This is a genomic window from Nocardioides sp. LHD-245 (assembly GCF_030929495.1).
GTDB lineage: Bacteria > Actinomycetota > Actinomycetes > Propionibacteriales > Nocardioidaceae > Nocardioides.
On the sequence record NZ_JAVFWN010000020.1, the window covers coordinates 12145 to 37572 of the forward strand.

Annotated in this window: 22 protein-coding genes; 5 read left to right on the forward strand and 17 right to left on the reverse strand. The window is 68.3% G+C overall.

From position 1 onward, the window contains the following. Positions 1 to 18: 18 nt before the first annotated feature. Both RB608_RS24975 and RB608_RS24980 read right to left on the reverse strand, forming a co-directional pair. A complete protein-coding gene (locus RB608_RS24975) occupies positions 19 to 1518 on the reverse strand; it encodes an AMP-binding protein (RefSeq protein ID WP_308090797.1) in 1500 nt (499 codons plus the stop codon). Between the two features lie 294 nt (positions 1519 to 1812). Next, positions 1813 to 3015: a thiolase family protein gene (locus RB608_RS24980; protein ID WP_308090799.1), complete on the reverse strand. Its 1203-nt coding sequence runs from the start codon at positions 3013 to 3015 to the stop codon at positions 1813 to 1815. Between the two features lie 275 nt (positions 3016 to 3290). On the opposite strand from RB608_RS24980, the gene RB608_RS24985 reads away from it, so the two are divergent. Both RB608_RS24985 and RB608_RS24990 read left to right on the forward strand, forming a co-directional pair. Continuing rightward, positions 3291 to 4085 (forward strand): enoyl-CoA hydratase-related protein, encoded by a 795-nt coding sequence (locus tag RB608_RS24985; protein ID WP_308090800.1) that lies wholly within the window; start codon positions 3291 to 3293, stop codon positions 4083 to 4085. A gap of 95 nt (positions 4086 to 4180) precedes the next feature. Continuing rightward, complete coding sequence (locus tag RB608_RS24990; protein ID WP_308090883.1) at positions 4181 to 5359, forward strand: TetR/AcrR family transcriptional regulator; 1179 nt, start codon at positions 4181 to 4183, stop codon at positions 5357 to 5359. Positions 5360 to 5417: 58 nt separating this feature from the next. Here the strand turns inward: RB608_RS24990 and RB608_RS24995 are convergent, their stop codons facing one another. The 3 genes from RB608_RS24995 to RB608_RS25005 form a co-directional block, all read right to left on the reverse strand. Continuing rightward, positions 5418 to 5852 (reverse strand): MaoC/PaaZ C-terminal domain-containing protein, encoded by a 435-nt coding sequence (locus RB608_RS24995; RefSeq protein ID WP_308090801.1) that lies wholly within the window; start codon positions 5850 to 5852, stop codon positions 5418 to 5420. Then, on the reverse strand, positions 5852 to 6313 hold the full coding sequence (locus RB608_RS25000; RefSeq protein WP_308090802.1) for a MaoC family dehydratase N-terminal domain-containing protein: 462 nt from the start codon (positions 6311 to 6313) through the stop codon (positions 5852 to 5854). Before RB608_RS25000 ends, RB608_RS24995 begins: the two co-directional genes overlap by 1 nt. Positions 6314 to 6393: 80 nt before the next feature. After that, positions 6394 to 7545 (reverse strand): acyl-CoA dehydrogenase family protein, encoded by a 1152-nt coding sequence (locus RB608_RS25005; protein ID WP_308090803.1) that lies wholly within the window; start codon positions 7543 to 7545, stop codon positions 6394 to 6396. Between the two features lie 346 nt (positions 7546 to 7891). Between RB608_RS25005 and RB608_RS25010 the strand changes: the two genes are divergently transcribed. Continuing rightward, positions 7892 to 8695: an SDR family NAD(P)-dependent oxidoreductase gene (locus tag RB608_RS25010; protein WP_308090804.1), complete on the forward strand. Its 804-nt coding sequence runs from the start codon at positions 7892 to 7894 to the stop codon at positions 8693 to 8695. Positions 8696 to 8706: 11 nt separating this feature from the next. Here RB608_RS25010 and RB608_RS25015 read toward each other — a convergent pair whose 3' ends face one another. Beyond that, the gene (locus RB608_RS25015; protein ID WP_308090805.1) at positions 8707 to 9693 is read right to left on the reverse strand and encodes an alpha/beta hydrolase; all 987 of its coding nucleotides are present in this window, start codon (positions 9691 to 9693) and stop codon (positions 8707 to 8709) included. 215 nt (positions 9694 to 9908) lie between these two features. Here RB608_RS25015 and RB608_RS25020 point away from each other — a divergent pair, with 215 nt between their 5' ends. Together RB608_RS25020 and RB608_RS25025 are read left to right on the forward strand one after the other, a co-directional pair. Beyond that, on the forward strand, positions 9909 to 10751 hold the full coding sequence (locus RB608_RS25020) for an enoyl-CoA hydratase (RefSeq protein WP_308090806.1): 843 nt from the start codon (positions 9909 to 9911) through the stop codon (positions 10749 to 10751). A gap of 127 nt (positions 10752 to 10878) precedes the next feature. Further along, positions 10879 to 12051, forward strand: coding sequence for a TetR/AcrR family transcriptional regulator (locus tag RB608_RS25025; RefSeq protein WP_308090807.1), 1173 nt, complete (start codon positions 10879 to 10881; stop codon positions 12049 to 12051). Positions 12052 to 12058: 7 nt separating this feature from the next. Here the strand turns inward: RB608_RS25025 and RB608_RS25030 are convergent, their stop codons facing one another. From RB608_RS25030 to RB608_RS25080, 11 genes are all read right to left on the reverse strand, one after another. After that, positions 12059 to 13495: an amidase gene (locus RB608_RS25030; RefSeq protein ID WP_308090808.1), complete on the reverse strand. Its 1437-nt coding sequence runs from the start codon at positions 13493 to 13495 to the stop codon at positions 12059 to 12061. Further along, a complete protein-coding gene (locus RB608_RS25035; protein WP_308090884.1) occupies positions 13495 to 14262 on the reverse strand; it encodes a glucose 1-dehydrogenase in 768 nt (255 codons plus the stop codon). The genes RB608_RS25030 and RB608_RS25035 overlap by 1 nt, the downstream gene beginning before the upstream one ends. A gap of 83 nt (positions 14263 to 14345) precedes the next feature. Further along, positions 14346 to 15827: an AMP-binding protein gene (locus tag RB608_RS25040; RefSeq protein WP_308090809.1), complete on the reverse strand. Its 1482-nt coding sequence runs from the start codon at positions 15825 to 15827 to the stop codon at positions 14346 to 14348. Positions 15828 to 16030: 203 nt separating this feature from the next. Further along, on the reverse strand, positions 16031 to 17653 hold the full coding sequence (locus RB608_RS25045) for an AMP-binding protein (RefSeq protein WP_308090810.1): 1623 nt from the start codon (positions 17651 to 17653) through the stop codon (positions 16031 to 16033). Beyond that, a complete protein-coding gene (locus tag RB608_RS25050; protein WP_308090811.1) occupies positions 17650 to 18663 on the reverse strand; it encodes a branched-chain amino acid ABC transporter permease in 1014 nt (337 codons plus the stop codon). The genes RB608_RS25045 and RB608_RS25050 overlap by 4 nt, the downstream gene beginning before the upstream one ends. Then, entirely contained in the window at positions 18660 to 19544 is an 885-nt protein-coding gene (locus RB608_RS25055) for a branched-chain amino acid ABC transporter permease (protein ID WP_308090812.1), read from the reverse strand. The genes RB608_RS25050 and RB608_RS25055 overlap by 4 nt, the downstream gene beginning before the upstream one ends. A gap of 11 nt (positions 19545 to 19555) precedes the next feature. Further along, entirely contained in the window at positions 19556 to 20260 is a 705-nt protein-coding gene (locus RB608_RS25060; RefSeq protein WP_308090813.1) for an ABC transporter ATP-binding protein, read from the reverse strand. Beyond that, complete coding sequence (locus RB608_RS25065) at positions 20260 to 21072, reverse strand: ABC transporter ATP-binding protein (protein WP_308090814.1); 813 nt, start codon at positions 21070 to 21072, stop codon at positions 20260 to 20262. Before RB608_RS25065 ends, RB608_RS25060 begins: the two co-directional genes overlap by 1 nt. 49 nt (positions 21073 to 21121) lie before the next feature. Further along, on the reverse strand, positions 21122 to 22339 hold the full coding sequence (locus RB608_RS25070; RefSeq protein WP_308090815.1) for an ABC transporter substrate-binding protein: 1218 nt from the start codon (positions 22337 to 22339) through the stop codon (positions 21122 to 21124). A 393-nt stretch (positions 22340 to 22732) separates the two neighbouring features. Next, positions 22733 to 23509, reverse strand: coding sequence for an SDR family NAD(P)-dependent oxidoreductase (locus tag RB608_RS25075; protein WP_308090816.1), 777 nt, complete (start codon positions 23507 to 23509; stop codon positions 22733 to 22735). A gap of 551 nt (positions 23510 to 24060) precedes the next feature. Next, on the reverse strand, positions 24061 to 25356 hold the full coding sequence (locus RB608_RS25080) for an FAD-dependent oxidoreductase (RefSeq protein ID WP_308090817.1): 1296 nt from the start codon (positions 25354 to 25356) through the stop codon (positions 24061 to 24063). Positions 25357 to 25428: the final 72 nt, after the last annotated feature.

Consider the following 25428-nt stretch of genomic DNA (forward strand, 5'->3'; position numbering starts at 1 on the left):
GGCAGTGAGCCGGCTCGTTCAGACAGACTCGTCGGTCGTGATCGCGAGGCGGCGGAGGAGTTCCTGGCGCACCTGCGAGCGCCGGGCCTTGCCTGCCTCGTCGCGTAGTGCCGCTGTGGTGAACTCGATGTGTCGCGGCACCTTGTACCCCTCGACGCGCTCCTTGAGGTGGGCACGCACCGCGTCCGCATCCATCGTGGAGCCGTCCACCCTCTCGACGATCGCGCCGGGGACCTGACCAAGGTCGTGGTCGGGGATGCCGACCACGAGGCACGACAGCACCTCCGGGTGCTCGATCAGGGCGACCTCGACCTCGGCCGGATAGACCTTGCGTCCGCCCACGTTGAACATGTCGACCCGCCGGTCGCTCAAGTAGAGGAATCCGTCCTCGTCGAACCATCCGAGGTCGCCCAGGGTCTCCCAGCCGTCACGGACCGTGGCGTCGCTGCCGATATAGCGGTAGGTGGGGTCGGCCTGCGGTCCCGAGCGCATGAAGATCTCGCCGACGGTCCCGGGCGGACACTCCCGACCCTGCTCGTCCAGCACCTTGATCTCACCCATGATCACGGTGCCGACGGAGCCACGGTGGTCGAGCCAGTCCGAGCCGCTGATGGCGGTGATGGCCTGCAGCTCCGTGCCGCTGTAGAGCTCATGGACCGCGTCTGGCCCGAGGATCTCGATCCATGCCTGCTTGACGGCCGGAGGACAGGGCTCAGCTGTGTGCCACAGATACTCCAGCGACGACAGGTCGTAGGCACCGGGGTCGGCCTGGTAGACGGGCAGCAGCCGACGCATCACCGTCGGCACGGTGGCCGTGAACTCCACGCGATGATCACCGATCAGCCGCAGGCACTGCTCGGGATCGAACCTGGACATCAAGACGATGTGCTGTCCGAGCAGGAGGCCCACGACCGTCATCGACAGACCGGTGTTGTGGCTGAGCGGCCCGGTGACCAGCTGGGTTCCGTTCTCGCGCAGGGTGAACAACGCGGACGCACCGGCCGGATCGATCCGACTGTCCTGGTTGACCTCGATCAGCTTGGATCGCCCCGTGCTCCCGCCTGAGGGCATCGCCTTCCACGAAGGGGACACGGCCTCCGGCACCGGCGCATCCGAGATCGTCTCCGGCGGCGAGAATCCCGCGGGCACGCTGGGCACGACGCCACGGGGATCAGCCCGACCGACGAGCAAAGCGCGAGGGGCCAGCTCCAAGAGGGACGAGAACTCGACCTCGGGAAGCCGCGCCGAGAGCGGCTGGACGATCCCGCCCAGCTTCCACACGGCCGCGGCCGCCTGCAGCCACTCGACGGAGTTCGGCAGTGCGATCGTCACATAGTCGCCCGCGCCGACTCCGCGCTCCTGATAGGCACGAGCCAGCCGGTTGGAGGAGGCGTCCAACTCGCCACGGGTGAGCGTGACGCCATCGCACGTGATGGCCGGCAGGCCGGGAGCCCGCTGTGCCAGTTCGGACAGCCGTGTCCCGATCGGCGGGATGTCCTTCACTCCGGTGTCGCTCATACGCCCGACAGCCTCGCTCACACCGCTTCCTTTCCACATCCGCGTCCATGCGCGGAAACGAGGGTCCTGGCCAGGTCCCCTGGGCCGGAGTCACGCCCGCGGAGGGCGGCTCCCGAGTTCGAGTCAAGCGAAACCAGAACTTACTTCATCTTCACCACACAGGGACCATCACGCCATAGGTTCGCCATCCACTGGACATGACAACTATAGTCGCCATTCACGCCATGTCAACGTTCCCGGTCTCGGATCCGCTTGGTCGCCGGCAGCGATCGGGGTCGGGCCCGTGACCGACGCTCACAGACGTTCGATCAGGGTCGCGTTGGCCATGCCGCCGCCCTCACACATCGTCTGCAGACCGAAGCGGCCCCCGGTCCGCTCGAGAACTCCCAGCAGCGTGGTGGTCAGCTTGGCACCGGAAGCGCCGAGCGGATGTCCGTTGGCGATGGCACCGCCGTGCACGTTCACCTTCGCGAGATCCGCTTGGGTCTCGTGCTGCCAGGCAAGGACCACGGGCGCGAAGGCCTCGTTCACCTCGAAGGCATCGATGTCCGCGATCGTCATCCCGGCACGCTCGAGGAGCCGCTGGGTGGCGGGGATGATCGCGCTCAGCATCAAGACAGGGTCAGCAGCCGCCACCGAGAAGCTGCGAACCGCCGCCCGAGGCGTCAGCCCGAGGCGCTTCGCGGTCTGCGCCTCCATCAACAGGACACCGGCAGCGCCGTCCGAGATCTGCGACGCACCACCCGCGGTGACGACCCAGCTCAGGTCCGGGTGCTCCTCGGCGGTCTCCGGGGTGTGGAATGCAGGCCTCAGGCCCGCCAGGACCTCGACCGTGGTCCCCGGTCGCACCCCTTCGTCGGCGCGCAGCATCTCCCCGGTCGCCCCCTCCCCGCGGTCGACGGCGAGTGGCAGCAGCTCCCGCTCGAGCCATCCGGCGGCGGCCGCGGTGGATGCGCGTCGATGCGACTCCGTGGCGAACTCGTCGAGAGTGCGCCGAGAGAACCCCCACCGCGCGGCCATCATCTCCGCCGAGATCCCCTGGCCGACCAGGCCGCCTCGCGACCGGTACCGCTCACCGACGCGCGGCCCCGCGGGGTCCTGTCCCAGTGTCGAGGAGAGCATCGGCACGCGCGACATGGACTCGACGCCCGCGGCGATCGCCACGTCGTACGCGCCGGCGATGATGCCCTGGGCGGCGAAGTGCAACGCCTGTTGGGACGAACCGCACTGGCGGTCGACCGTGGTCGCCGGAACCGACTCCGGGAAGCCGGCCGCCAACACGCCGTACCGGGCGATGTTGGCGCTCTGCTCGGCCGACTGGGTGACGCATCCGGCGATGACGTCGTCCACCAGGCTCGGGTCGACGCGTGACCGACCGACCAACGATGCAAGCACCTCGCCGAGGAGGTCCGCCGGGTGCCATCCCGACAGTGCCCCGCCCTGCTTGCCCTTGCCGGTCGGCGTCCGGATCGCATCAACGATGACGGCTTCGCGCACTGGTCTGTCTCCTCGCTGTTGGGAGGCGCCCGGGTGGACGCCGTGGTCGATCCCGGCCGCCGAACGGCTCTCATCGAATCGATGCCTTCACGTTCTTTATGCTAGATTCACATCTAAGGATCAAGGGTTACATTTTGTCAATCGAAGACGCCCATATCGTCCGACGGTGGCGTCCTCGCATGTCGATCTCGCCTTTAGTCAGAACTCACCCAGGACGTCCGCGAATGCCGTCCCCGGCCGATCGGGGACTCGACCTCGCCATCAGGAGGATCGTCATGACACAGCAGTGGGTCACTGTCGAGCGCGACACCCGCGACACATCGATCGCGATCGTCACCTTGAACCGGCCCGGGGCCGCCAACTCGATCGACCTCGAGGTGGCCCACCAGCTTCTCGATGCCACCTTGGCGATCGCCACCGATGGCTCGGTGCGTGCCGTTCTGCTGCGGGGACGTGGCCGACTCTTCTGCGCCGGAGGTGACGTCAGATCCTTCGACGGCGAGCCGGAGCTGGCCCGTCGCCTGCGAGCGATCACGGCACCTCTCCACGCCGCGGTGAGCGCACTACGACGCATGGATCCGCCCGTTGTAGCCGCCGTCCACGGTCCGGCCGCGGGAGCCGGCCTCGGCCTCGTCTGCGCAGCGGACCTGGTCGTGGCAGCTCGGTCAGCCTCGTTCGTCGCGGCGTACGCGGACATCGGATTGAGCCCGGACGCAGGGGTCTCCTGGTTCCTCCCCCGGCTCGTCGGGCCCCGGCGAGCCGCTCTCCTCACGCTCACCGGCTACCGGCTCGATGCTCAGGAGGCGGCACACTGGGGACTCGTCACCCAGGTCGTACCCGACGAGGAGGCGGAGTCGGCAGCCCTCGACCTTGCCCGCCGCCTCGCCGGCGGCCCGACCAGAGCTCTCGGACGCACGAGACGACTGCTCGGCGACAGCTTCGACAGCTCTTTGGACGAGCAGCTCGAGCACGAGGCGCGAGCACTCGCGGACAGTGGAGGCAGTGTCGACGCCGTCGAGGGAATCCGAGCGTTCGTGGACAAGCGTCGCCCCGTCTTCCATGGACGTTGACGGCCTCGACCACGGTCGCGCGGCGGCGGCCTCGTCCGACGGGGAGGCGACCGCCATCGCCCGCCGAAGGCTAGAATCGCCTGGTGTCGACGTCCATGGTCAGTAGCTCCCCTGCTCGCGGACGTATCCTTCTCGGGGCGACTGAGGTGTTCCACGCCTCGGGCTTCCACGCGGCAAGCATGTCGGCCATCGGAGCCGCCGCCGGGGTGACCGGCCCGGCGCTGTACCGCCACTTCTCCGGCAAGCACGAGCTCCTCGCCGCCGTCGTCGAGGCAGGAGCCGACCTCGTCGAAGCCGCCTTCGACGAGCTCGAGGCCCGCAAGGGACCGGAGACATTGGAGGTGAAGGAGGCCGCGGCAGCCCTGTCCCAACTAGCCGCCGATCACCGCTTCCACGGCGCGATCATCCAGCGTGACACGCGCTCGCTCAACGGGGACGAGCTCGCCCGGGTTCGAGCTCGATGGCACGCCCTGGTCCAGCGGCTCGCACGCTCCGTCGCCCGTCGCCATGAGGGATATCGTTCGCACGACGCCGAGATGGTGGCGCGAGCTGCATTCGCCGTGGCCGCGAGCCTGTCCTACTCCCGCACCACCCGGCGGGTCACTGCGCGGCAGCGCGAGCTGCTCCACGGGATCATCTCGACGGTTCTGACCACTGAATGGGTCATGCCGGCGGCCCCTGACCTGCCGCCGCCGGCCCGGCCGATCGAGTCACTCCGAGACCGCGCCTCGAGGCGGGAGGCGATCATGAGCGTGGCGACGCACCTGTTCGGGCGGCACGGCTTCAACAACGTGAGCATGGAGAAGGTCGCCGAGGTCGCGGGAGTCACCGTTCCCACCGTCTACAGCCATTTCACCGACAAGGCCACGTTGATGTCCACCGCCCAGGAGTACGCCAACGCCTGGCTCTGGCTGGCCGTGGCACGCGCAGTCCAGCTGCACAGTGAGCCGGGTGCGCGGCTCCGCGAGATCCTCGACTCCTACGCGCGATTCGGCGTGGATCACCCAGACCACATGAGCGTGCTGGTGCACGAGGTCCAGTACCTGCCGGATCAGTACCAACCGACCGCACTGCAGACCCAGCAGGACTACGTAGCCGAGATCGTCCGCCCTCTCCAGTCGAACCGGCCGGAGCTCGACGATCCCACGCGCCGGCTCCTGGTGCACGCAGCCCTCGGCGTCGTGAACGAGCTCACCCGCACGACTCGATACTTCGGCCGGCCGCACCTCCAGGAGGAGCTGGCGCGGATCACCGTCGACATCTGTCACGTCTGACCTCCGCCCTCAGATGAACGGGCCGGGTATCGCCAGCCCCCTCTTCTGCGGTCACGGCTCAGCGCTGACGACGGGGCTCGGGCGCCTCCACGGAGATCACCGCCTCCCCGCTCACAGTCGGCGTCCCGTCGGCGAGCACCACGCCGAGGTCCAGCGCGATCGTGCTCTCGTCTCCGACCCTGTCGACCGCACGCACCACGCCACGACAGGTCGGCTCGCCGTGGACAGGCGTGATCGCGGTGAAGCGCACGGAGAAGGAGCGGATCTGCTGGACGGGGAAGTTGTCCGTGAGCAGTCTTCCCAAGTAGGCCATCGAGAGCATCCCGTGGGCGAACACGTCGGACAGCCCGGCTGATCGGGCCACGTCGAGATCGATGTGGATCGGATTGTGATCGCCCGAGGCGCCCGCGAACAGCGCCAGGATGGTACGCGAGATCGGCGGGATCTCCAGGTCCGCGACGCGGCTGCCTGGCTCCAACGGCGGCGCGCTCATCAGGCCGCCGCTCCCGGCAGCGTCCGCACTGCCACGGTGTGGTGCATCACGACCACCGTGTGTCCCACGACGTCGACGACCGGCGTCTGGGAGACCAGGAATCTGAGCTCGCCGCCCTTCTTCTCGAAGACGTCCGTCACTACCGAGGACGACGTCAGCTCGTCTCCCGCGTACGCGGTGCGGTGATACACGAATCGCTGCTCCGCGTGCAGCACCGCACGCAGGTCGACACCCGCCTCGGTCAGGTACGCGAACGGATCAGGCATCTCGAAGTCGACCGCGAAGTAGAAGGTCGGCGGGACCGGCAGGTCGCGATGCCCCTGCCGCCGTGCGGTCTCCACGTCCACGAAGAGCGGGTCGGTCTGCCCCGTAGCCTTGGCGAAGTGGCGCAGCCGACTCCGGGTCACCAGCAAGGTGCCGCCTGGTCGGGTTCTACCGATCATCGAGGTGTCGATGCCCATGCCGGCTCCTCTCTGTTCCGTCACCACTGTGCCCGCACTCCCACAGACCGGGCCGACGGACTCCGCCGCCCCGGGCAGGATCACAGGGATCGGGCGACGAGTTCCTTCATGATCTCGTTCGCGCCGCCGTAGATCTTCTGCACCCGAGCGTCCTGGTGCATCCGGCCGATCGGATACTCGCGCATGTAGCCGTAGCCGCCGTGCAGCTGGAGGCACCCGTCGACGACGCGTACGTGCTGTTCGGTCAACCACCACTTCGCCATCGCCGCGGTGCTGGCGTCGAGATTGCCGGCGAGATGGCGTTCGATGCAGGAATCGAGGAACGTGCGGGCGATTCGCGCTGTCGTAGCCGTCTCGGCGAGCACGAACCGGGTGTTCTGGAAGTTGTAGAGCGACTGGCCGAACACCCGGCGCTGCCGCACGTGCTCGAGCGTCTCGCGCAGGGCCGTCTCCATCGCGCCGACAGCCGTCGTGGCCACCAGCAGTCGCTCCTGCGCGAGCTGGGTCATCAACTGCCGGAAGCCCGCTCCCGGCTCGCCACCGAGGATGCTCGCTCGGGGCACACGGACGCCCTCGAACGACAGCTCCGACGTGTCGGCTCCATGCTGCCCGATCTTGTCCAGGATGCGTCCGCGCGAGAAGCCGGGCGCGTCCCGGGTATCGAGCAGGATGAGCGAGATCCCCCGTGCTCCGGCATTCGCGTCCGTCTTGGCGACGACCAGTACCAGCTCGGCGTTGTGCCCATTGGAGATGAACGTCTTGGAGCCGTCGATGACCAGGTCATCGCCTTCGACCGATGCCTTGGTCCGCACAGCCTGGAGGTCGGATCCGGCGCCGGGTTCGGTCATCGCGATCGCCGCGATCACCTCGCCCGTGGCCATCACCGGCAGCCACGCCCTCTTCTGCTCCTCGGTGCCATAGGCCAGGATGTAGTGCGCGACGATGCCGCTGTGCACCATGTTCCCCCAGGACGTGTCCAGGGCGGTGCCCTGGACCTCGCAGATGGCGAACTCGTGCGCGATCGTGCCTCCGCCGCCGCCGTACTCCTCAGGGATCGAGCAGCACAGCAGACCCAGCTCACCGGCCTTGCGCCAGACCGAACGGTCGACGTACCGCTGCCGCTCCCACGTCTCGCGATGGGCGACGACCTCGGTCCGAATGAACCGTTGGACAGTCTCGATCAGATCCTGGACAGATTGATCCTTCCAGGCCGAGACACCCTCGTCTGACACCCGTTCGACTCCATCCGACTCGTGAACATTGATATACTTACTGCGCTGTCTTTGGCTGTTGCATCAGCATCAGGCTGACTGAACGTTCACTTCGTGTCAAGCTGGACATCGGCGCACGGTGCTTCCGCGAGCGTCTCGGATCCTTCTAGAAGTGAATGACGACTAAGATCTCTCTGCTACAGTTTCGGGTGCGTCTCTGGCGCTGAACACCACAGGGACCCTCGGCGGAGGCACTCCGTGGCGCATGTCGAAGACGCATCTCGTCATTCATCGAAAGGCTCCGCCTGACGAGTCGAGGAGACCGGAGCTCCCGATGTCAGCCGGTGCCGCAGTGGAGGGAGTCAGCATGAGCGCACTCGACCAGCAGGTGGCCATCGTCACCGGCGCCGGACGAGGTATCGGACGGGCCACCGCTACCCGTCTCGCGGCGGAGGGCGCACGCGTCCTCGTCAACGACATCGATGAGCACGTCTGCCGATCCACCGCCGAGGAGATCGGTGCCGTCGCGGTCCCCGGTGACCTGACCGACCCGGACATGCCCCAGCGAATGGTCGCCGCCGCCCTCGGCACCTTCGGTCGCCTCGACGTCCTGGTCAACAACGCCGGGTGGGTCGAGGTCGCTGCGATCCGTGACATCGACTCGGACCGATGGCTCCGGATGATCGCGGTGAACCTGGACGCGAGCTACCTCCTGTTGCGCGAGGTGGGCGCGGCCTTCATCCGCCAACGGCGAGAGGGGGACGCCGACCAGCCGGGCCATCACCGCAAGATTGTGAACGTCTCCTCCATCGCCGGGCTCGACGGGGTCGCCGGGGCCATCCACTACGGAGCCGCGAAGGCGGGGGTCATCGGCATGACCAAGTCCGCCGCCAAGGAATGGGGAAAGCACGCCATCAACGTCAATGCCGTCGCCTTCGGCCTGATCGAGACGCGCCTCACCGCCGGAACCGCGGTCGAGGAGACCGGCGGATCGGCGATGCCGGTGCGCCCGTGGGCCGGTGCACGTCCACCGGAGGAGCTCGCCCAGGTGTCGGCACTCGGCCGCGCCGGCAGCCCGGCCGAGGCCGCCAACGCCATCTTCTTCCTCTGCTCTCCAGACTCCGACTACGTCAGCGGCCATGTGCTGAGGGTCGACGGCGGACAGGTGTGACGCGAGGCCAGTCAGCTCAGCAGATTGCCGAGCCACTCCGTCCGCGCGGAGCGTGCCCGCGCCGCGAGCCGCGCTTGCGGTGCGAAGACGTCGAAGCCGTGCCAGCCGCCGGGCCACACGTGGAGCTCGCAGCGCCCTCCCGCCTGCCAGATCCGGACCGCGTAGTCCACGACCTCGTCGCGGAAGGTCTCCGCCGAGCCGACATCGAGGAAGGTCGGCGGTAGACCGGAGAGGTCCTGGGCGCGGGCCGGGGCGGCGTAGGCCGAGACCCCCGCCGATCCGGCGGCTCCCGCGAGCAGCGCGTCCCACCCGGTCCGGTTCGAGATCGCATCCCAGACCCCCTCGCCCCGGAGCTCCTGGCTGGAAGGAGTGATCCCTCGATCATCGAGCATCGGGCACATCAGCAGCTGCCCGGCGACGGCAGGGCCGAGCTCGTCTCGCGCCCGAAGCGCCAGCGCTGCGGCGATGCCACCGCCGGCACTCATCCCGGCCACGACGAGCAGCTCGGGATCGATCCCGAGCTCGCTCGCATGCTCGGCAGTCCAGCGGAGCCCCGCGTAGGCGTCGTCGACGGGCGCGGGGTGAGGGTGCTCGGGAGCGAGCCGGTAGTCGACCGAGACGACGACAAGGGGTCCGACGCCCCGCCCCCACTCCAGCACCGCGCTCAGACCGGTCAAGCTGTCCCCGGAGATCATCCCGCCGCCGTGACAGTGGTAGACGCACGGGAGCGGGCCGGCGGCGTCGCGCGGTCGCACCACCGTCAGCTCCACCTCGGGATCGCCCGGACGGAGCCCGGCGACCCGGCGACGACTCACCCGTCCGTACTCGGCCACCTCGGCCGCGAACTCGTCCACGGCCGGGGTGAGCGCAGCTCGGGCACGGCGGATCGCCGGCAGCATTTCCGGAGTCACGGATGCTGGCGGGACGAGCGGGGGGCTGGACGCACGCCCGAGCTCCAGGGCAGCCGACAGCTCGGGGTCGAACGGGGGACGCGGCATAGCGGATGCTCCTTCGGTCCGGCCCGATCACGAGCCGCGCGCAGTTGACATGAAGTCAACTGATACTAATACTCTCAACGGCTTGCACTGCGAGATTCACCCGTGTAAGTCATAGATATATATACGCTGATTCAATCACACGTCGGCACGCCCGCCTCACTCAACCGTGACCACCGGACAGCTCGGCATCGAACCCCGTGATACGGAGCACGCGCATGAGCGAACCATCCCTGATCCGTCGCGAGAACCCGTCCGAAGGCGTCGCCCGCATCGTCCTGGCCCGACCGGAACGCCGCAACGCGCAGACGCCGACGATGCTCTATCAGCTCGACGATGCACTGAGCGAGGCCACGAACGACGCGCAGGTGAAGGTCATCATCCTGGCCGCCGACGGGCCGGACTTCTCCTCCGGCCACGATCTCGGCGACGTGTTCACGGTTCCTGGCCCCCCGGTGGCGACCATGGGCGGGCATCTCGACGCCGGCGGTGCCGAGGGTCACTACGCCTTCGAGTGCGAGGCCTACCTGGGTCTCTCACGACGCTGGCGGGACATCCCCAAGCCGACCATCGCCGCCGCGCAGGGGCGCTCCATCGCTGGCGGCCTGATGCTCCTGTGGCCGATGGACATCATCGTCGCCTCCGAGGATGCGACGTTCGCCGACCCGGTGACCGCTCTGGGTGTGAACGGCGTCGAGTACTTCACCCATGTCTGGGAGGTCGGTCACCGCAGGGCGCGGGAGATGCTCTTCACCGGGGAGCCGATCACCGCACCGGACGCGAAGGCACTGGGCATGGTCAACCACGTCGTCCCTCTGGCCGAGCTGGAGAGCTTCTGCCTGACACTGGCCACACGGATCGCGGCACGGCCGGCCTTCGGTCTGCGGCTCGCCAAGGAGAGCGTCAATCGCTCCCTCGACGCCCAAGGACAGAGCGTGCTCCTCGAGTCGGCCCTCTCGCTCCACAACCTCGGTCACGCGGCGAGCCTGGCCCGCCACGGCGTCTTCATCGATCCGGATGGTCCCGCGATGATCAGGAAGACGCCGACGTCACCTCGGTGACGACGCGCGACCCGGCCGGATACCGGACCGCGCTCGCCCTGACCGTACGCTAGCTGGCCATCGGCGCCCGGCACACGCGGGTGGCGCCGGGCATGAGACTCGCGCTACCCGACCTAGGAGTGAATCCGTGACGGCAGCCTCTCAGGAAGGGGACCCGGCCCCCCGACGACGGCCCAAGGACCGCAAGCAGCAGATCATCGTGACGGCACGCGACCTGTTCGTCGAACGTGGGTTCCCCCGTGTCTCGATGGCGCTCATCGCCGAGCAGCTCGACATCACCGCCGGAGCGCTGTACCGCCACTTCAGCAACAAGGCGGTCCTCCTCGAGGAGGTCTTCGAGGACAGCTTCTCCTACCTGCGCTCACCGATCCCCAGCGACGCCCTGGAGGATGCGATCGACGCTGCTCTCAACGTCGTCGTCCTCCACCCCTACGTCGCCGACCTGTGGGCCAACGAGGCGCGCCACCTCGACGGCGAGGCACAGCAGCGGGTCCGCGATGGGATGCGGACCTGGGCGCACTCGTTCGAGCCGGCGATCGAGCGCGAGCGGCCCGGACTGGACGAGGGACAGCTCGAGCTCGTCGTCTGGGGCCTGCAGTCGGTCCTCGCCTTCGTCAGCACCCGCCTGACGCGTGCCTCGACAGCAGTGCGTCGCCCGGTCCTGCGTGACGCTGCCCTCGCGCTCGCCCGGGTCGACCTGACCCCCACCGGGGGGATCACGCCACGGGCCGCGTCCGTCATCACGCCCGCCTCGACCCGGGAACGACTGCTGCGTGCCGCACTCGACCACTTCATCGAACGCGGCTATCAGGAGTCGTCCATGTCGAGCATCGGCGCGGCAGCCGACGTGACCGGCCCGAACCTCTACGCCTACTTCGAGAGCAAGGCTGACCTCTTCCGCGCCGTCCAGGAACGGGCGACCCACGCCATGTGGCTTCACGTCGACGTCGCACTGCGGCAGGCGACCTCACCCCAGGAGGCGTTGCGGCGGCTGGTCGTCGGCCATGTCGGGATCGTCACCGACTGGCCGCATGAGGGCCGAGCGCTCGCCGGCATGGACGACATCGAGACCGCCAACCGCGCTGCCCAGCGCGAGTACCTCTCCGAGTGGGTCGCACTGCTGCGAACCCTCCAGCCCGAGCTCGACCCCAAGGAAGCGCGCTTGCGCTGTCTCATCGTGATCAAGGTCATCAACGATCTGACCCGTACCCCCCACGTCGTCGCCCGTTCGTCGTTCCCCGAGAACATCGTCCGCATCGCTGGTGCGATCCTCGAGCCCGGCCGCTCGGCGGATGCCTGAGCGGGCCTCACCCGGCAGACGACGTCCAGCTCGCGATCTCTGGGATCTCGTTGATCGGCCGCGCGGCGAGGAAGGCGGCCGCGGCCCGGAAGATCGCGTCCTCCCCTCCGGGTCGCCCGACGATCTGCATCCCGATCGGCAGGCCGTCGACGAACCCACACGGCACGGACAGCGCCGGGAAGCCGATCAGGTTGAACAGCGCCGTGTGGGCCGAGTAGGTGGTCATCGTGAAGTCCCGCCCCGCCAACCCCCACTCGGCGAACGTCCGCGGCAGCATGGGAGCAGTGACGCTCAACAGCAGGTCATGGTCCTCCAGGACTCGGACGGTCGCCGCCCAGTTGCGCTGACGACTCTCCGACGCCGCCTCGTACTCCGCCGCCGTCGGCTCTCCGTCGTCGACGAAGCTCGCCCAGGCCCGCGACTGCTCCGGTAGCCCGAGCGCCCGGTCCAGCTCCGCCTGTCGCTCGGCATGTCCTCTCATCGACGTCGGCGGCACGTAGCCCATCGGAGCGAACACCCGTCCGAGAACACCCATCGCGGGAACCGGGTCTTCCCAACGCTCTGCGGTGGTGGAGACCTCCGCCCCCAGCGCCGCGAAGACCTGCGCCGCATCCCGCCCGTGCCGGATGACACGCTCGGTCTCGTCGACGGCGTGGATCCGGGACCATCCGAAGTCGTCGGTCCAGGCCAGCCGCATGCCCTCCACCCCACGGCCCACGGCCGCCTGGTAGTCCGGCACCGGCTGCTGGCTGCAGACGAAGTCGCGGCCATCCGGTCCGGCGAGCACCTGCGTCGCCAAGGCCAGATCGCGCGCGTCGCGGGCCATCGGGCCGATCGTCATCGTCAGGAGCAGCGAAGGCGCGTCGTAGTCGACATGAGGAATCAGCCCGCGACTCGGATGCAGCCCCAACACCCCGCACCAGGCCGCCGGAAGCCGCGTCGACCCCGCGCCGTCCATACCCAGTGTCAGCGGGATCAGCCCCGCGGCGAGCGCGGAAGCGCTTCCCCGGCTCGAGTTCCCCGGGTCCAGCGCGAGGTTCCACGGATTCCGTGGACGGTTGTCCGGTCCGAACAGGTAGGTCACCGTAGTCCCCAGGATCACTGCGCCGGCCGCCCGCATCCGCTCGACCGGGATCCCATCCCGAGGGATCCTGTCGACCTCCCACTTCTCCGAGCGCATCCCCGCGGCCTTGATGGCGTCCATCACGGCGATCGGCACGCCGTGGAACGGGCCGATCGTCGTCCCTCCCTCACCGACCGTGGCATCCGCAGCACGCGCTTGAGCCAGCGCACCATCCGCGTCGACCTCGGCGAAGGAGCACAGCATCGGATCGATGGCCTCGATGCGAGCCAGGAAGTGCTCGACCACCTCGACGGAGGTCACCTGACCCCCGGCAATCAGCTCGGCCAGACGCCACGCGGGCAGCCAGGTGAGATCCGTCATCAGTGCAGGGTCCATCCACCGTCGACCGGCAGCGTCACGCCGGTGATGTACGAGCCCGCCTCCGAGGCCAGCAGCAGCAAGGCCCCGGAGAGCTCGTGGAGCTGGCCGACCCGGCCCATCGGCGTACGCCGCAGGACCCGCTCCAGGCCCACAGGGTCGGCCAACAGGGGGTCTGTCAGTTCGGAGCTGAAGAACGCGGGCGCAAGAGCGTTGACCCGGATGTCTCGGCGTGCCGACCACTGCATCGCCAGGTCGCGCGTCATCCCGAGCATGCCTGCCTTGGACGCCGAGTAGCCGACCTGGGGGAGGTCGCTGCCGCTGATGCCCATGACCGAGGCGATGTTGACCACCGAGCCACCGTGACCGCCGGCGATGCACGCGCGGCCGAATGCCTGGGCCATGTAGTAGGCGCCGCTGAGGTTGGTCGCGAGGATCCGTTCGAACTCGGCGGGATCCTCCTTGTGCGCCGGAGTCGCCGTACCCACCCCGGCGTTGTTGACCAGAACGTGGACCTCGCCGAACTCCTCCAGGGCGCGAGCGACGACACGATGGCAGTCCTCCGCTTTGGAAACATCCGCCTGCACCGCGAGATGCCGGCGGCCAAGCGCCTCGACCCGCGCACCGACCTCCTCCAACCGGTCGAGTCGACGCGCGACGAGCACGAGATCGGCACCCGCCTCCGCGAGCGTCTCGGCGAAGCCGACGCCGAGACCCGAGGACGCACCAGTGACCACGGCGACCCTCCCGTCGAGGCGGAACAGATCCATCACACTCACGAAGACGTCTCCTTCTCCGGATCCGCTCACACGCGGGCCCATAGGGGTGGCGGCCGCACGGACCGCCTGGCTCCTCAGTTGGCGCCGTGAACGCGCATCTTTGCCACGATCTCCGCACGGACGGCGGAACGACGCGCCTTGCCCGCGTCATCTCGTAGCGGGACGTCGCGGAACTCGAGAACGCGCGGGAGCTTGTATCCCGCGATCCGCTCACTGAGATGTGCGCGCAGCTGGTCCGCGTCCACCGCGCTGCCCTCGCTCACCTGGACAAGGGCGTACGGCACCTGGCCCAGGTCATCGTCGGGCACCCCCACCACGAGACATGACAGGACGTCGGGATGCTCGCCGAGGGCGTTCTCCACCTCGGCCGGATAGACGTTGCGGCCCCCGACCTGGAACATGTCCACGCGGCGGTCGCTCAGGTAGAGGTAGCCATCGTCGTCGAACCATCCCAGGTCCCCGATGGTCTCCCAGCCGTCGCGTGCGCTGGCGACCGAGCCGATGTAACGGTAGGACGGGCCGTCCCCCTCTGCGGGGCGCATGTAGATCTCACCCACCTGTCCTGAGGGGCATTCGGCGCCGTTCTCGTCGAGGATCCGGATCTGGCCGATCCGGACCCGGCCGACGGAGCCGGGATGCGCCAACCACTCGTTGCCGTCGAGCAGCGTCATCGCCTGCAGCTCCGTGCCGCCGTACAGCTCACAGACCACGTCCGGGCCGAGGATGTCGATCCACGCCCGCTTGACAGCGTCGGGACACGGTGCGGCCATGTGCCACATACGACGGATCGAGGAGAGGTCGTAGGCGTCCGGGTCCTCCCGATAGACGGCCAGGCATCGCTGCATGATCGTCGGCACGGTGCTGAGGTACTGAACGTGATGGCGGTCGATCAGCCGCAGGTACTCCCGGGCATCGAACCGGGGCATCAGCACCAGATGCTGACCCAGCAGGATCGCCATGGTCGCGGCCGCGAACGGGGTGTTGTGCGTGAGCGGACTCGCCAGGAGCTGGGAGTCGCATGTCGTCATGCCGAGAAGGTCGCCCAGTGCGTCGGGGTCGAGCCGGCTGTCGACGGTCGCCTCGATCAGCTTGGGCCGTCCGGTGCTGCCGCCGGAGGGCATCGCCTTCCAGACCGGCGAGACGAGCTCTGGAAGCGGCCCGTCGGAGACGCCTGCGTCGGGGACGAATCCGGGGGGCAGCGCCGGGACCTTGCCTTCGGGGTCCTCGCGACCGACCAGCAGCGCCCGCGGCACCAACCGCAGAAGCTCTTGGAACTCCGACTCGGGCAGCCGGGTCGAGAGAGGCTGCGGAACCGCGCCGGCCTTCCAGGTCGCCAGCATCGCCACCACCATCTCGATCGAGTTCGGCAGCGCGATGGAGACATAGCTCCCCGCCTCCACGCCGCGACGCTGGTACTCGCGAGCGAGCCGGTTGCTGGACCGCTCCAGATCACCCCAGGTGATGGTCTGCTCGCCACACGTGATCGCCACGGCATCGTGCTGACGTTCGGCGACGGCACGGAGCTGAGCTCCGATCGTCGGGACACTCGCGGTCATCGTCGACCTACCTTTCCGGGATGGTGACGCGGTCCATCGGCACCGTCGAACCGGGACGTCGGACCAGAGTCCACCGATTCGGCGTCCAGCACTCCCATACATTGACTTCGGGTTCACAATATCTCACACATGCCGAGTAATGCCGGGAACCATGACGTTCTCGTGATCTTGTTCCTGATTAACTTCTCGCTCAACGCCCCTGCCTACTCAGCGTCGCCGGACGGGTCGCTCATCGCCGCCGCGACCCAGCGCTCCTGCGCTGCTGCCAAGCCCTCCGGAGCCGCGGCGACCTCGCGGAGCTCGACCTTGCTGACCTTGCTGATCGTCGAATGCGGCATCGCGACGACGACATGGACCTCACGGGGAACCTTGAAGTCGGCCAGCTTGGCCCGGCAGGCTGCCAGCACGCGTTCGGCCAGGTTGCCGGGCGCGTCCTCAACGCAGACGAAGGCGACGGGAACCTCGTCGAGCTTCTCGTCCGGACGGCCCACCACCGCCACCTCGCCCGGTCCGGTGGCCTCGAGGATCACGCGCTCGATCTCCGAGGCGGCGACGTTTTCCGCGCCGACGCGGAGCATGTCCTTGACCCGATCCATGAAGGAGAGGGTGCCGTCCGGATTGGGCCGGACCAGGTCGCCGGTGGCGAACCAGCCGTCCTCGTCGAAGCTCTCCCGGGTCGCCTCGGGGTCGTTCCAGTACTGGGCGAACATGGAGAGCCCACGGACGCCCCGGATCAGGAGCTCGCCGGTCTGGTCGGGGCGCGCGGGCGATCCGTCCGGTCCGAGCACCATGACCTCGTACTCCGGCGCGACCCGGCCGATGCACTCCCTGTCGACACGCTGCCCGTCGGTCATGATGCCCTGGCTGACCGTCTCGGTCATGCCCCACCATGCGATCGTCTCGACACCGAGCTTCTGCCCGAAGTCCGGAGCGGTGGGACCTGCAATGACCCGGTACGAGTGCCGCGGCGGTGACGGAAGCGCCATGACCGCGCGCGCGGAGAGCAGCATCGTCGAGAGCCACGTACAGCCATGACGCAGCGAGATGTCCCAGAACCTGCTGGTCGACCACTTGGGGATCAAGACGAAGCCCGCACCGGCCCATAGGGTCGGGAGCACCGAGTAGGCCAGCGCGTTCGCGTGGAACAGGGGCATGTAGACCAGATGGACGTCGTCCGCTCGCAGAGCCTGGTGGGACGCGCTCACCCGAGCTGCCCACAGACCGTTGGCGTGGGTCCACAGCACGCCCTTCGGACGTGAGGTGGTCCCCGAGGTGTACTGGATGCTCAGCGGCGCGGCAGGATCCGGCACCGGCAGCACCGCCTTGGTGGAGTCGGCGATGAGATCGGCGAAGGCCAGGTCAGCCGCCTCGCTCGGCGCTCCGGCCACGGCGATCCAGCGCAGTCCGGGACCCGCGGCGGCGACCACCCCGGCGAACGCCGGCTCGGTGACGGCGACCGTCGCCCCGCTGTCGGCGAGGAAGTAGGCCAGCTCGTCGGAGGAGGAGCGCGCGTTGGTCGTCACCGCGATCGCGTGCAGCGCCGCACACGCGAACCATGCGAGCAGGAACTCCGGGCGGTTCGCCAAGTGGATCAGCACTCGATCCCCCTCGCGTACGCCTCGCTCCTGGAGGCCGGCTGCCGTCGCGAGCGCTTGTCGGTGGAACTGTCCGTACGTCCACGTGACGCTGTCGCCCTCGAAGGGCTGCCAGGTCATGAAGGTCTCGTCGGCACGCCGCTCGGCCTGGTTCGTGAGCAGGCGCCAGACGTCGGTGGCCAGGAACGGGTGGAACGTCGGCAGCGGCTGCTCCAGGACGGTGCCGCTCATCGGTTCGGTCCCAGGAAAGGCACCCGTCGCACGAGTGGGTGGCCGACAATGCGCACCAACCCGATCAGTCCCGCGGGCAGGACCAGCATGCACAGCACGAGCGCGACGCCGTAGCCGATCCCCGCGGCGGACTGGTTGATCTCCTGGGTCCACGACGGCATGTACACGATGAACACCGCGCCCAGGACCGCGCCGGCATTCGACGTCAGCCCACCGACAACGATCACCGTGATGAACGCGATGGCGAGATCGAGCCCGAACGCCTCCGGTCCCACGAACTGGATCGCGTAGGCGTAGGTGACTCCACCGATCGCGGCCATCGCCGCGCTGAACGCGAACACCCTCGTCTTCACCGTCGCCGGACGTATCCCGAGCGTCATCGCGACGTTCTCGTTGTCCCGGACACCGATCATCGACCGCCCGATGTGCCCTCGGCTCAGCCGCTCGCACACGACGAAGCCGGCGACCAGGATGAGGAGGTTGACGTAGTAGATCCACTGGTCCTGATCCAACGAGACGAAGGAAGGCGGCTCGGCGATGTCGAGGATGATCCCCTCACGGCCCTGGGTGATGCCGTCGAGCCGCTTGATCACGGATGGCGTGACCAGCGCCAGCGCGAGGGTGACCAGCGCGAGCGCGAGGCCCTGCAGTCGCAGTGCCGGGCGACCGAACAGATATCCGAGCGCGAAGCCGACCACTCCGGCGACGGGCACAGCCGACAGGTAGAACCATCCCTCGTTCCCCACCAGGACCGCGCAGAGGTAGGCGCCGAGCGCGAAGAACGCGCCGTGGCCCAGCGAGATCTGACCGGTGAGTCCCGTGAGCAGGTTCAGGCCGAGGCCGACCAGGGCGTAGCTGAAGATCAGTGACTTCTGGGTGTTGGCGAACGGCACCGAGACGAGGGGCGTGTACAGCAAGTAGCCGAGAACGACGATCACGAGGAGCCAGCTGCTCCACCTCGACACGGCGAGCCTGGGTCGGTGCCGGTGCAGCGCGGCGAGCATGCTCATACCCGGATGACCCCCTTCGTGCCGAAGAGGCCTTCAGACTTGAACAGCAGCACGGCCATGATGATCGCGAGTGCGACCGCCTGCTTGAAGTCGGCGCCGATCCCGGGCAGGTAGGAGCCGGCGAGGTTCTCGGAGATGCCCACGATGAAGCCGCCGACGATGGCGCCCTGGGGGCTGTCCAGTCCTCCGAGTATGGCGGCGGTGAACGAGTAGATCAGCGTAGGAAGGAGCATGCCGGGCGCCAGGAACACCTGCGGAGCCACCAGGACGCCCATCAACGTGCCGATCGCGGCCGCCAGGCCCCAGGAGATGGTCAGCACCGTGCCGGTGGGGAGTCCCATCAGATCCGCCGACTCCGGATTGTCGACCGCCGCGCGCATCACCAGGCCGATCCTGGTGTGCTGGAAGAGGACCCATAGCGCAGCCGCCAGCAGGAAGACCGTGCAGATCACCACGAGCGACTGCCGGGAGATGACCGCCGGGCCGAGCTCGACCACCGGCCCACCTAGGACCGAAGGGAACTCCTTGACCCCGAAGTCGAAGATCCAGCCGGCACCGTTGAGCAAGATCAACATCACCCCGAGAGTCACGATGATCAGCGTGAGGTGGGAGGCGCTGCGCGTCAGGGGCCGGATGAGGGTGCGCTCCATCAGTGCGCCCCCGAAGAAGGACAGCACGAGCGACAATGACACCGCAGCCCAGAGCGGGACGCCCCAGATCCACAGCTGCCAGACGACGAAGGTCCCGAAGGTCGCCATCTCCGCCTGGGCGAAGTTGAGGAACCCCGATGCCCGATAGACCAACACGAGGCTGAGGGCCGTCGCGGCGTACAGTGCGCCGGAGGACAGACCGTCGACGATCTGCTGGAGGAAGAGTGTCATGCCCGCGTCTCCTAGTCGCCGAGGTAGGCACGTTGGATCGTCTCGTCCTGCCACATCTGCGCCGCAGGACGCTTCTCCCCCGTTCGACCGGCGGAGATCACGATCGCGTGGTCCGCGATCGCGAGGGTGAGCCGGGCGTTCTGCTCGACGAGCAGCATGGTGAGACCGGTCTCGTCGTTGATTCGCTTCAGTCCTTCGAAGAGGCCACGCGTGGTCTTCGGAGCCAGACCGAGCGACGGCTCGTCGAGCAGCAGCAGTCGTGGCGCGGACATCAGTGCCCGCGCGATGGCGAGCATCTGCTGCTCACCACCCGAGAGGCCGGCAGCCGGCTGATCTGCGCGTTCGCCCAGACGAGGGAAGAACTCCTGCCACCGTCGGATGGAGGACTCCACCTCGCGGGCAGGCCGGTGATAGCCGGCGACGCGCAGGTTCTCCTCCACGGTCAGGGTCCCGAACGTGCCTCGGCCCTGGGGGACGTGCGCGATACCCATTCTGGCCGGGTTCCGGCGACGCCCCAGCAGCTCCGTGCCGTCGTACGTCACCGACCCCCGCGCGGGGAGCATTCCTGACAACGCACGCAGCAAGGTGGTCTTCCCGGCGCCGTTCGCCCCGAGGATCACCGTGATGTCACCGTCGTCAACGGTGAGGTCGACCTCGTGCAGCACCTGGAGGGCCCCGTACCCCGCGTGGAGTCCCGCCACCTCGAGGAGGGCCATCAGGATCCCCCCAGATAGGCCTCGACCACGGCCCCGTCTCGCCGGACCTGCTCCGGCGGACCGTCCGCGATCTTGACCCCAAGGTTCAGGACCACGAGGTGGTCGCAGACGGACATGACCATGCCCATGTGGTGCTCGACGAGCAGGACGCTGAAGCCGAGCTCGCGACGCAGCTCGCGCACGAGCGCCCCGAGCTCCTCGACTTCCTCGTGGATGAGGCCGTTGGCGGGCTCGTCGAGCATGAGCAGGCGCGGCTCCAGCATCAGGGCCCTGGCCAGCTCGACGCGCTTGAGCGTGCCCAACGGCAGGCCCGACGCCAGATGGCTCTCGTACCCGGACAGGCCCAGCCGGTCGAGCACGGCGCGAGCGCGCTCGCGCTCGCGCCTCTCCTCCCTGGCGACGCTTGGCAATCCGAGTGCGGCGGCCATCATGCCGGTGCGGGCGCGGTGGGAGGCTCCGGCGATCACGTTGTCCAACACGGTCTGTGTCGGCAGCAGGCCGAGGTTCTGGAACGTCCGCGCGATGCCGGCGCCCGCGACCTGATCGGGGCGCAACGCGAGGATGTCCGTCTCGCCCAGCATGATGCTGCCCGCATCGGGGCGGTAGAGACCGCTGACGCAGTTGAACAGGGTGGTCTTGCCCGCTCCGTTGGGTCCGATCAGGCCACAGATCTCCCCGGGCGCGATCTCGAAGGACGGGCCGTCCAGTGCAACGATCCCGCCGAAGCGGAGGCTGATCTTTTTCACGACCAGCCTCGCCGGGCCATTAGACCCGGCGTCGGACGCCAGTCCCGGCCACGATGTCCCGACCACACTGGTCGCACCAGGGAGGCGCGCCCTCGTAAATCGAGACATGCCCCGCTCAGCGCCCACTGACCGTGGCGCCGTACACCCACGAGCCGTTCTCGTAGGTCATCCGGACGACCGAGCTCACCATCGAAGGGTCGTTCTCGGTCATCCCGAACGTGATGCCGGGCAGAGCCAGACCACCGGTGACGTCGGTCGTGGCCTTGGCGGCATCGAGGAGATCCTGCCGAGTGCAGCCCTTCATGCGCTTGAGCACCTCCAGCAGCACGTCGATGTTGGTGTAGGTGATGGCGCCAGCCCAGCTCGTCGAGTCCTGGTCCTCGCTCTCAGCCCACTCGCGCCACTTCTGGACAGCAGGCACATCCTCGTTCTGTCCCGGTCCGACGCCGTACATCCACGCCAATCCATGCAGGTCCTGACCCGCCCCCTCTCCGGCTGGCGCGATGACCGACCGAGCATCGGTCGAGGAGCTGATCACCCACTTCTGCGGGCGCCATCCGAGCTCGTTCATCTTCTTCAGCGCACCGCTGACGAAGGTGCCGGCCCCCAGATGGACGAAGGCGTTCGCGCCCGACTCGCGCAACGCGGTCATCTGCGAATCGACCGACGGGGCAGTGAGCTCGTACGCCTCCTCCGCCACGATCTGTGCGGAGGAACTCTCAGTGGCGTACTTCCGAAACAGCTCCACCGTGCTCTTGCCAAGGCCGTCGTTGGGATAGAGAACGGCGATCTTGGCTGCCGGGTCGTTCTCGACGACGCCGTCGAAGATCGTCTTGATCTCGAATCCGGTGCTCGGGATCATCGCCATCGCCAGCACCGTGATCTCTCCCCGTTCGTAGCGCTGCTGGAGCTCGACGGAGCCGGAGCCGTAGAGCACCAGAGGCACCTTGTGCTCCTCGAGGTAGTCGATCGATCCCAGGATCGTGGACGTGCCCGAGTTCCCGAACAGACTGAAGACTCGCTCCTGCTCGACCAGACGCTTGACGTTGACCACCGAACGGGCAGGGTCGTAGGCGTCATCGAGCGAGACCAGCTCGACCTTGCGCCGGGCACCGTCGCCGAACTCGGCGCCGCCGTCCTCATTGATCGCGGCGAACCGCCGCTGCGCGACGGTCAGGCCGTCCAGGTTCGCGATGGGCCCGGTCTGCGCCGAGCTCTGCCCGAGCCTGATCGTCGTGTCGGTGATCCCGGGATCGCAATCGCCCGACGCGGACGACTCCCGCGACGAGCCGCAGGCCGCCAACGAGGTAGCCGCGAGCGCTACCGCGACCACTCCGCAACTTCTCCACTGAACGCGCACTGATGCCTCCCTGTGCCAGAGCGCGGCGAACCGCTCTCGAATGTGGCGCCGACTTAAGCATCATTTACTTATGGGTGTCAACGGTCACGGCGGGGTAGTTTCTCACCCGTAGGTTCCTGAAATGTCAGCATCGGACTACGATCGAGGAGACGGACGCCGAGATAACTACTAGTTGACTTAGCTGGGGGTGCGTCGGACCGCGACGGTCTGCGGGCTGGCACCCCCGGCGGGACGAGCGGGAGCACACCGCAGGCTCGCCACCCGCGGCACGCGAGTTCCTCCGTCGGGCGATCTAGGAACTTTATCCCCGATTCAGCACGAACAGTGGCCACGCCGTCCAGGCCACTGCCGCCGAAGCCGCCCTCCCTACTTCGGGGGCATCCGGATGCCGCCGTCGACCCGGACGACCTCGCCGTTCATGTACGCGTTGGTGAGGCACTCGATGACCATGCTGGCCAGCTCGTCCGGGACGCCGAGGCGCTTCGGGAAGAGCACGCTCTCACCGAGCTTGGCCTTGAAGGCCTCCGCCTGCTCGCCCTCGCCGTAGATCGGGGTGTCGATCAGGCCGGGGGCGACGGTGTTGAGCCGGATGCCGGACGCCGCGAGATCGCGGGCGACCGGGAGAGTCATGCCGACCACGCCGCCCTTGGAGGCGGAGTACGACGCCTGGCCGATCTGGCCGTCGAAGGCGGCCACACTGGCGAGGTTGACGATGGCACCGCGGCAGCCGTCGGCGTCGGGCTCGTTGAGGCTCATCGCCGTCGCGGCCTGGCGGACCATGTCAAAGGTGCCGATCAGGTTGATCGCGACGACCTTGGTGAACGCCTCGAGGGAGTGGGCCGACTCGAGCTGGCCGTCACGGCCGATGGTGCGCTGGGCCCAGCCGATGCCGGCCGAGTTGACGACCGCGCGCAGCGGGGCGATGTCGGCGGCGGCCTTGACCGCGCCCGCGATCTGCTCGGTGTTGGTCACGTCGACCTGGGCGAAGACGCCGTTGATCTCGGCAGCGAGGGCTTCGCCCTTGTCGGCCTGGAGGTCGGCGACCACGACGGTCGCACCCTTCGCGGCGAGCTGGCGGGCGGCGGCGGCGCCGATGCCCGAGGCGGCGCCGGTGACGATGGCGGAGGATCCGGTGAATTCCATGGAAGAACCGTAACCTATGGCTACTGCAACCTTTAGTCACTATTCACTTGAGTAGATTCGAGATCAGTCGCCCAGCCAACGACTCCCGCTCTCGGACCCGGTCAGGGAGGTACCTCACTCGTCGGACGGTCACACCGAGCCGGCCAAGGCTGCCTCCGTGACCGCAGCTCATCCGAACTCCGAGCGCTCACATCCGGCTCGCACTCTCCGGTGCCAGCATGAGGAGCGCCAGCGCCGCAGTCCCGACCAGGAAGACCGCATTGCCGATCGGTCCGGGGCCGTACACCTCGCCATGACCCTCGGCAGCGTCATCTTCTGCTTTGCGTTGTGCGTGGCGAAGCAGTGCTGCGCGTGACCGCGCTCGCACGCACGCCAGTTCAGCACCACGACGTCCCCACCGCCACCGACGTGACTTTCGGTCCGACCGCCTCCACGACCCCCGGGGCCTCGTTGCCCAGCAGGAACGGGAACTCGTCACGGCCTCGACCGGGGGCGTCCTTCCTACGGGCGACGACGGCCTTGAACTGCTGTGTGCTGGGTCTCCCGGTGGTTCAGCCGAGCACGGTCCCAGACGACGCCGCATTGGGCGGGCGTCGTCGCGAGAAGGATCCGAGATCGATGACGTGGCCGGTGTGGGGGGCGGTGTAGGTCAGGGGTTGGGCGTCGTGGTCCGCCCCGTTGGCGACGCCATCGATGAGGGCGGTCATCAGGGAGCCGATGAGCGGGGCGTTCTTGAACTGGTTGCCGCTGGTGCCCATCGCGACGTAGTAGCCGTCGGCCTCGGTCCGGTCGTAGACGGGCGCCCAGTCGTCGCTGGCGTCGTACACGCCGGCGATGCCACGGGGACGGTTGGGGACGGCGAGGTCGGGGAGCCGGCGGGCGCCGCGGAAGACCTGCGCCTCGAAGCGCTCGGTCGTGGGATGCGGGTTAGCGGCGTCGGGGTCGTCGATCCACTCCAATGGGTCGCACTCGGGCTCGGTACCGCCGATCAGCAGGTTGCCGCCGGACTCCCCGCGGATGTAGATGCCGAGGTCGGCGTCCGCGATGATCGGGAACCGGGCGGGCAGCGACGACGGTGCGGGCACGTGGTGCACCTCCTGGCGCACGGGGGCCACCTTGACCGCGAAGTCCGCGCCGATCCCCGCGAGCCGGTTCAGCGCGGTGGACCAGGGTCCGGCCGCGTTGACGACGATGGGGGCTTCGAGGAGGTCGCCGTCATCGAGGGTCACGCCCCACGACTGCGCACGCTGCTCGACGGCCGTGACGGTCTTCCGGTAGCGGAAGGTCGCTCCGAGGTGCGCGGCAGCGGCTGCGAGATTGGCCGCCGCCAGCTGAGGATCGTCGACGTAGCCCGCGTCAGGGGTGTAGATGGCACCGAGGACGCCCGTCGGGGCTTCGAAGAACTCGTCGGAGGTGACCGGCTTCGGTGGGAAGTAGCGACCGGCGTCGACGTGGGGGAAGGCCCTGGCGAGCTCGGCCGGTCCCCACTCCTCGAACGGGATGCCGGCCTCGAGGAACATCGTCGCCATCCGGTCGCGCGGCATGATGTCGACGTCGAGAAACGCGAGGCCGCACCGTTTGAACGACGCCAGCCCGGTCGAGTCGACATGGCCGAGATGGTCGGCCCAGGCCTCCCACCGGAACTTCGACTCCCACGCGGCGGCCATGCCGTCCCAGGTCGAGTAGTTGAAACGGACGACGGCGCTCGATGCGCTCGTGGAGCCGAAGCCGGGTCCCCCCGCCTTGTCGACGACGAGCACGGAGTAGCCGGCTCGGGTCAGCTCCAGTGCGGTGGAGGCGCCCACCACGCCTGCCCCGACGATGATGGCGTCCGCGGTCCTGCTCATGTATTACCTCCGAAGTCGGTGGTGCTGCTCGGTTGCGGCTGCCGATGGGCATGCCGAGGACAGGCATGCCCG

Bases quoted from the DNA above. Each gene is read 5' to 3' on its own strand.
- RB608_RS25020 (WP_308090806.1), top strand. From the start codon at position 9,909: ATGAGCGAACCATCCCTGATCCGTCGCGAGAACCCGTCCGAAGGCGTC.
- RB608_RS25030 (WP_308090808.1), bottom strand. From the start codon at position 13,495: ATGACGGATCTCACCTGGCTGCCCGCGTGGCGTCTGGCCGAGCTGATT.
- RB608_RS24975 (WP_308090797.1), bottom strand. From the start codon at position 1,518: ATGAGCGACACCGGAGTGAAGGACATCCCGCCGATCGGGACACGGCTG.
- RB608_RS25055 (WP_308090812.1), bottom strand. From the start codon at position 19,544: ATGACACTCTTCCTCCAGCAGATCGTCGACGGTCTGTCCTCCGGCGCA.
- RB608_RS25015 (WP_308090805.1), bottom strand. From the start codon at position 9,693: ATGCCGCGTCCCCCGTTCGACCCCGAGCTGTCGGCTGCCCTGGAGCTC.
- RB608_RS25075 (WP_308090816.1), bottom strand. From the start codon at position 23,509: ATGGAATTCACCGGATCCTCCGCCATCGTCACCGGCGCCGCCTCGGGC.
- RB608_RS24985 (WP_308090800.1), top strand. From the start codon at position 3,291: ATGACACAGCAGTGGGTCACTGTCGAGCGCGACACCCGCGACACATCG.
- RB608_RS25000 (WP_308090802.1), bottom strand. From the start codon at position 6,313: ATGGGCATCGACACCTCGATGATCGGTAGAACCCGACCAGGCGGCACC.
- RB608_RS25040 (WP_308090809.1), bottom strand. From the start codon at position 15,827: ATGACCGCGAGTGTCCCGACGATCGGAGCTCAGCTCCGTGCCGTCGCC.
- RB608_RS25050 (WP_308090811.1), bottom strand. From the start codon at position 18,663: ATGAGCATGCTCGCCGCGCTGCACCGGCACCGACCCAGGCTCGCCGTG.
- RB608_RS24990 (WP_308090883.1), top strand. From the start codon at position 4,181: ATGGTCAGTAGCTCCCCTGCTCGCGGACGTATCCTTCTCGGGGCGACT.
- RB608_RS25010 (WP_308090804.1), top strand. From the start codon at position 7,892: ATGAGCGCACTCGACCAGCAGGTGGCCATCGTCACCGGCGCCGGACGA.
- RB608_RS25080 (WP_308090817.1), bottom strand. From the start codon at position 25,356: ATGAGCAGGACCGCGGACGCCATCATCGTCGGGGCAGGCGTGGTGGGC.
- RB608_RS25045 (WP_308090810.1), bottom strand. From the start codon at position 17,653: ATGAGCGGCACCGTCCTGGAGCAGCCGCTGCCGACGTTCCACCCGTTC.
- RB608_RS25035 (WP_308090884.1), bottom strand. From the start codon at position 14,262: ATGGATCTGTTCCGCCTCGACGGGAGGGTCGCCGTGGTCACTGGTGCG.
- RB608_RS24995 (WP_308090801.1), bottom strand. From the start codon at position 5,852: ATGAGCGCGCCGCCGTTGGAGCCAGGCAGCCGCGTCGCGGACCTGGAG.
- RB608_RS25060 (WP_308090813.1), bottom strand. From the start codon at position 20,260: ATGGCCCTCCTCGAGGTGGCGGGACTCCACGCGGGGTACGGGGCCCTC.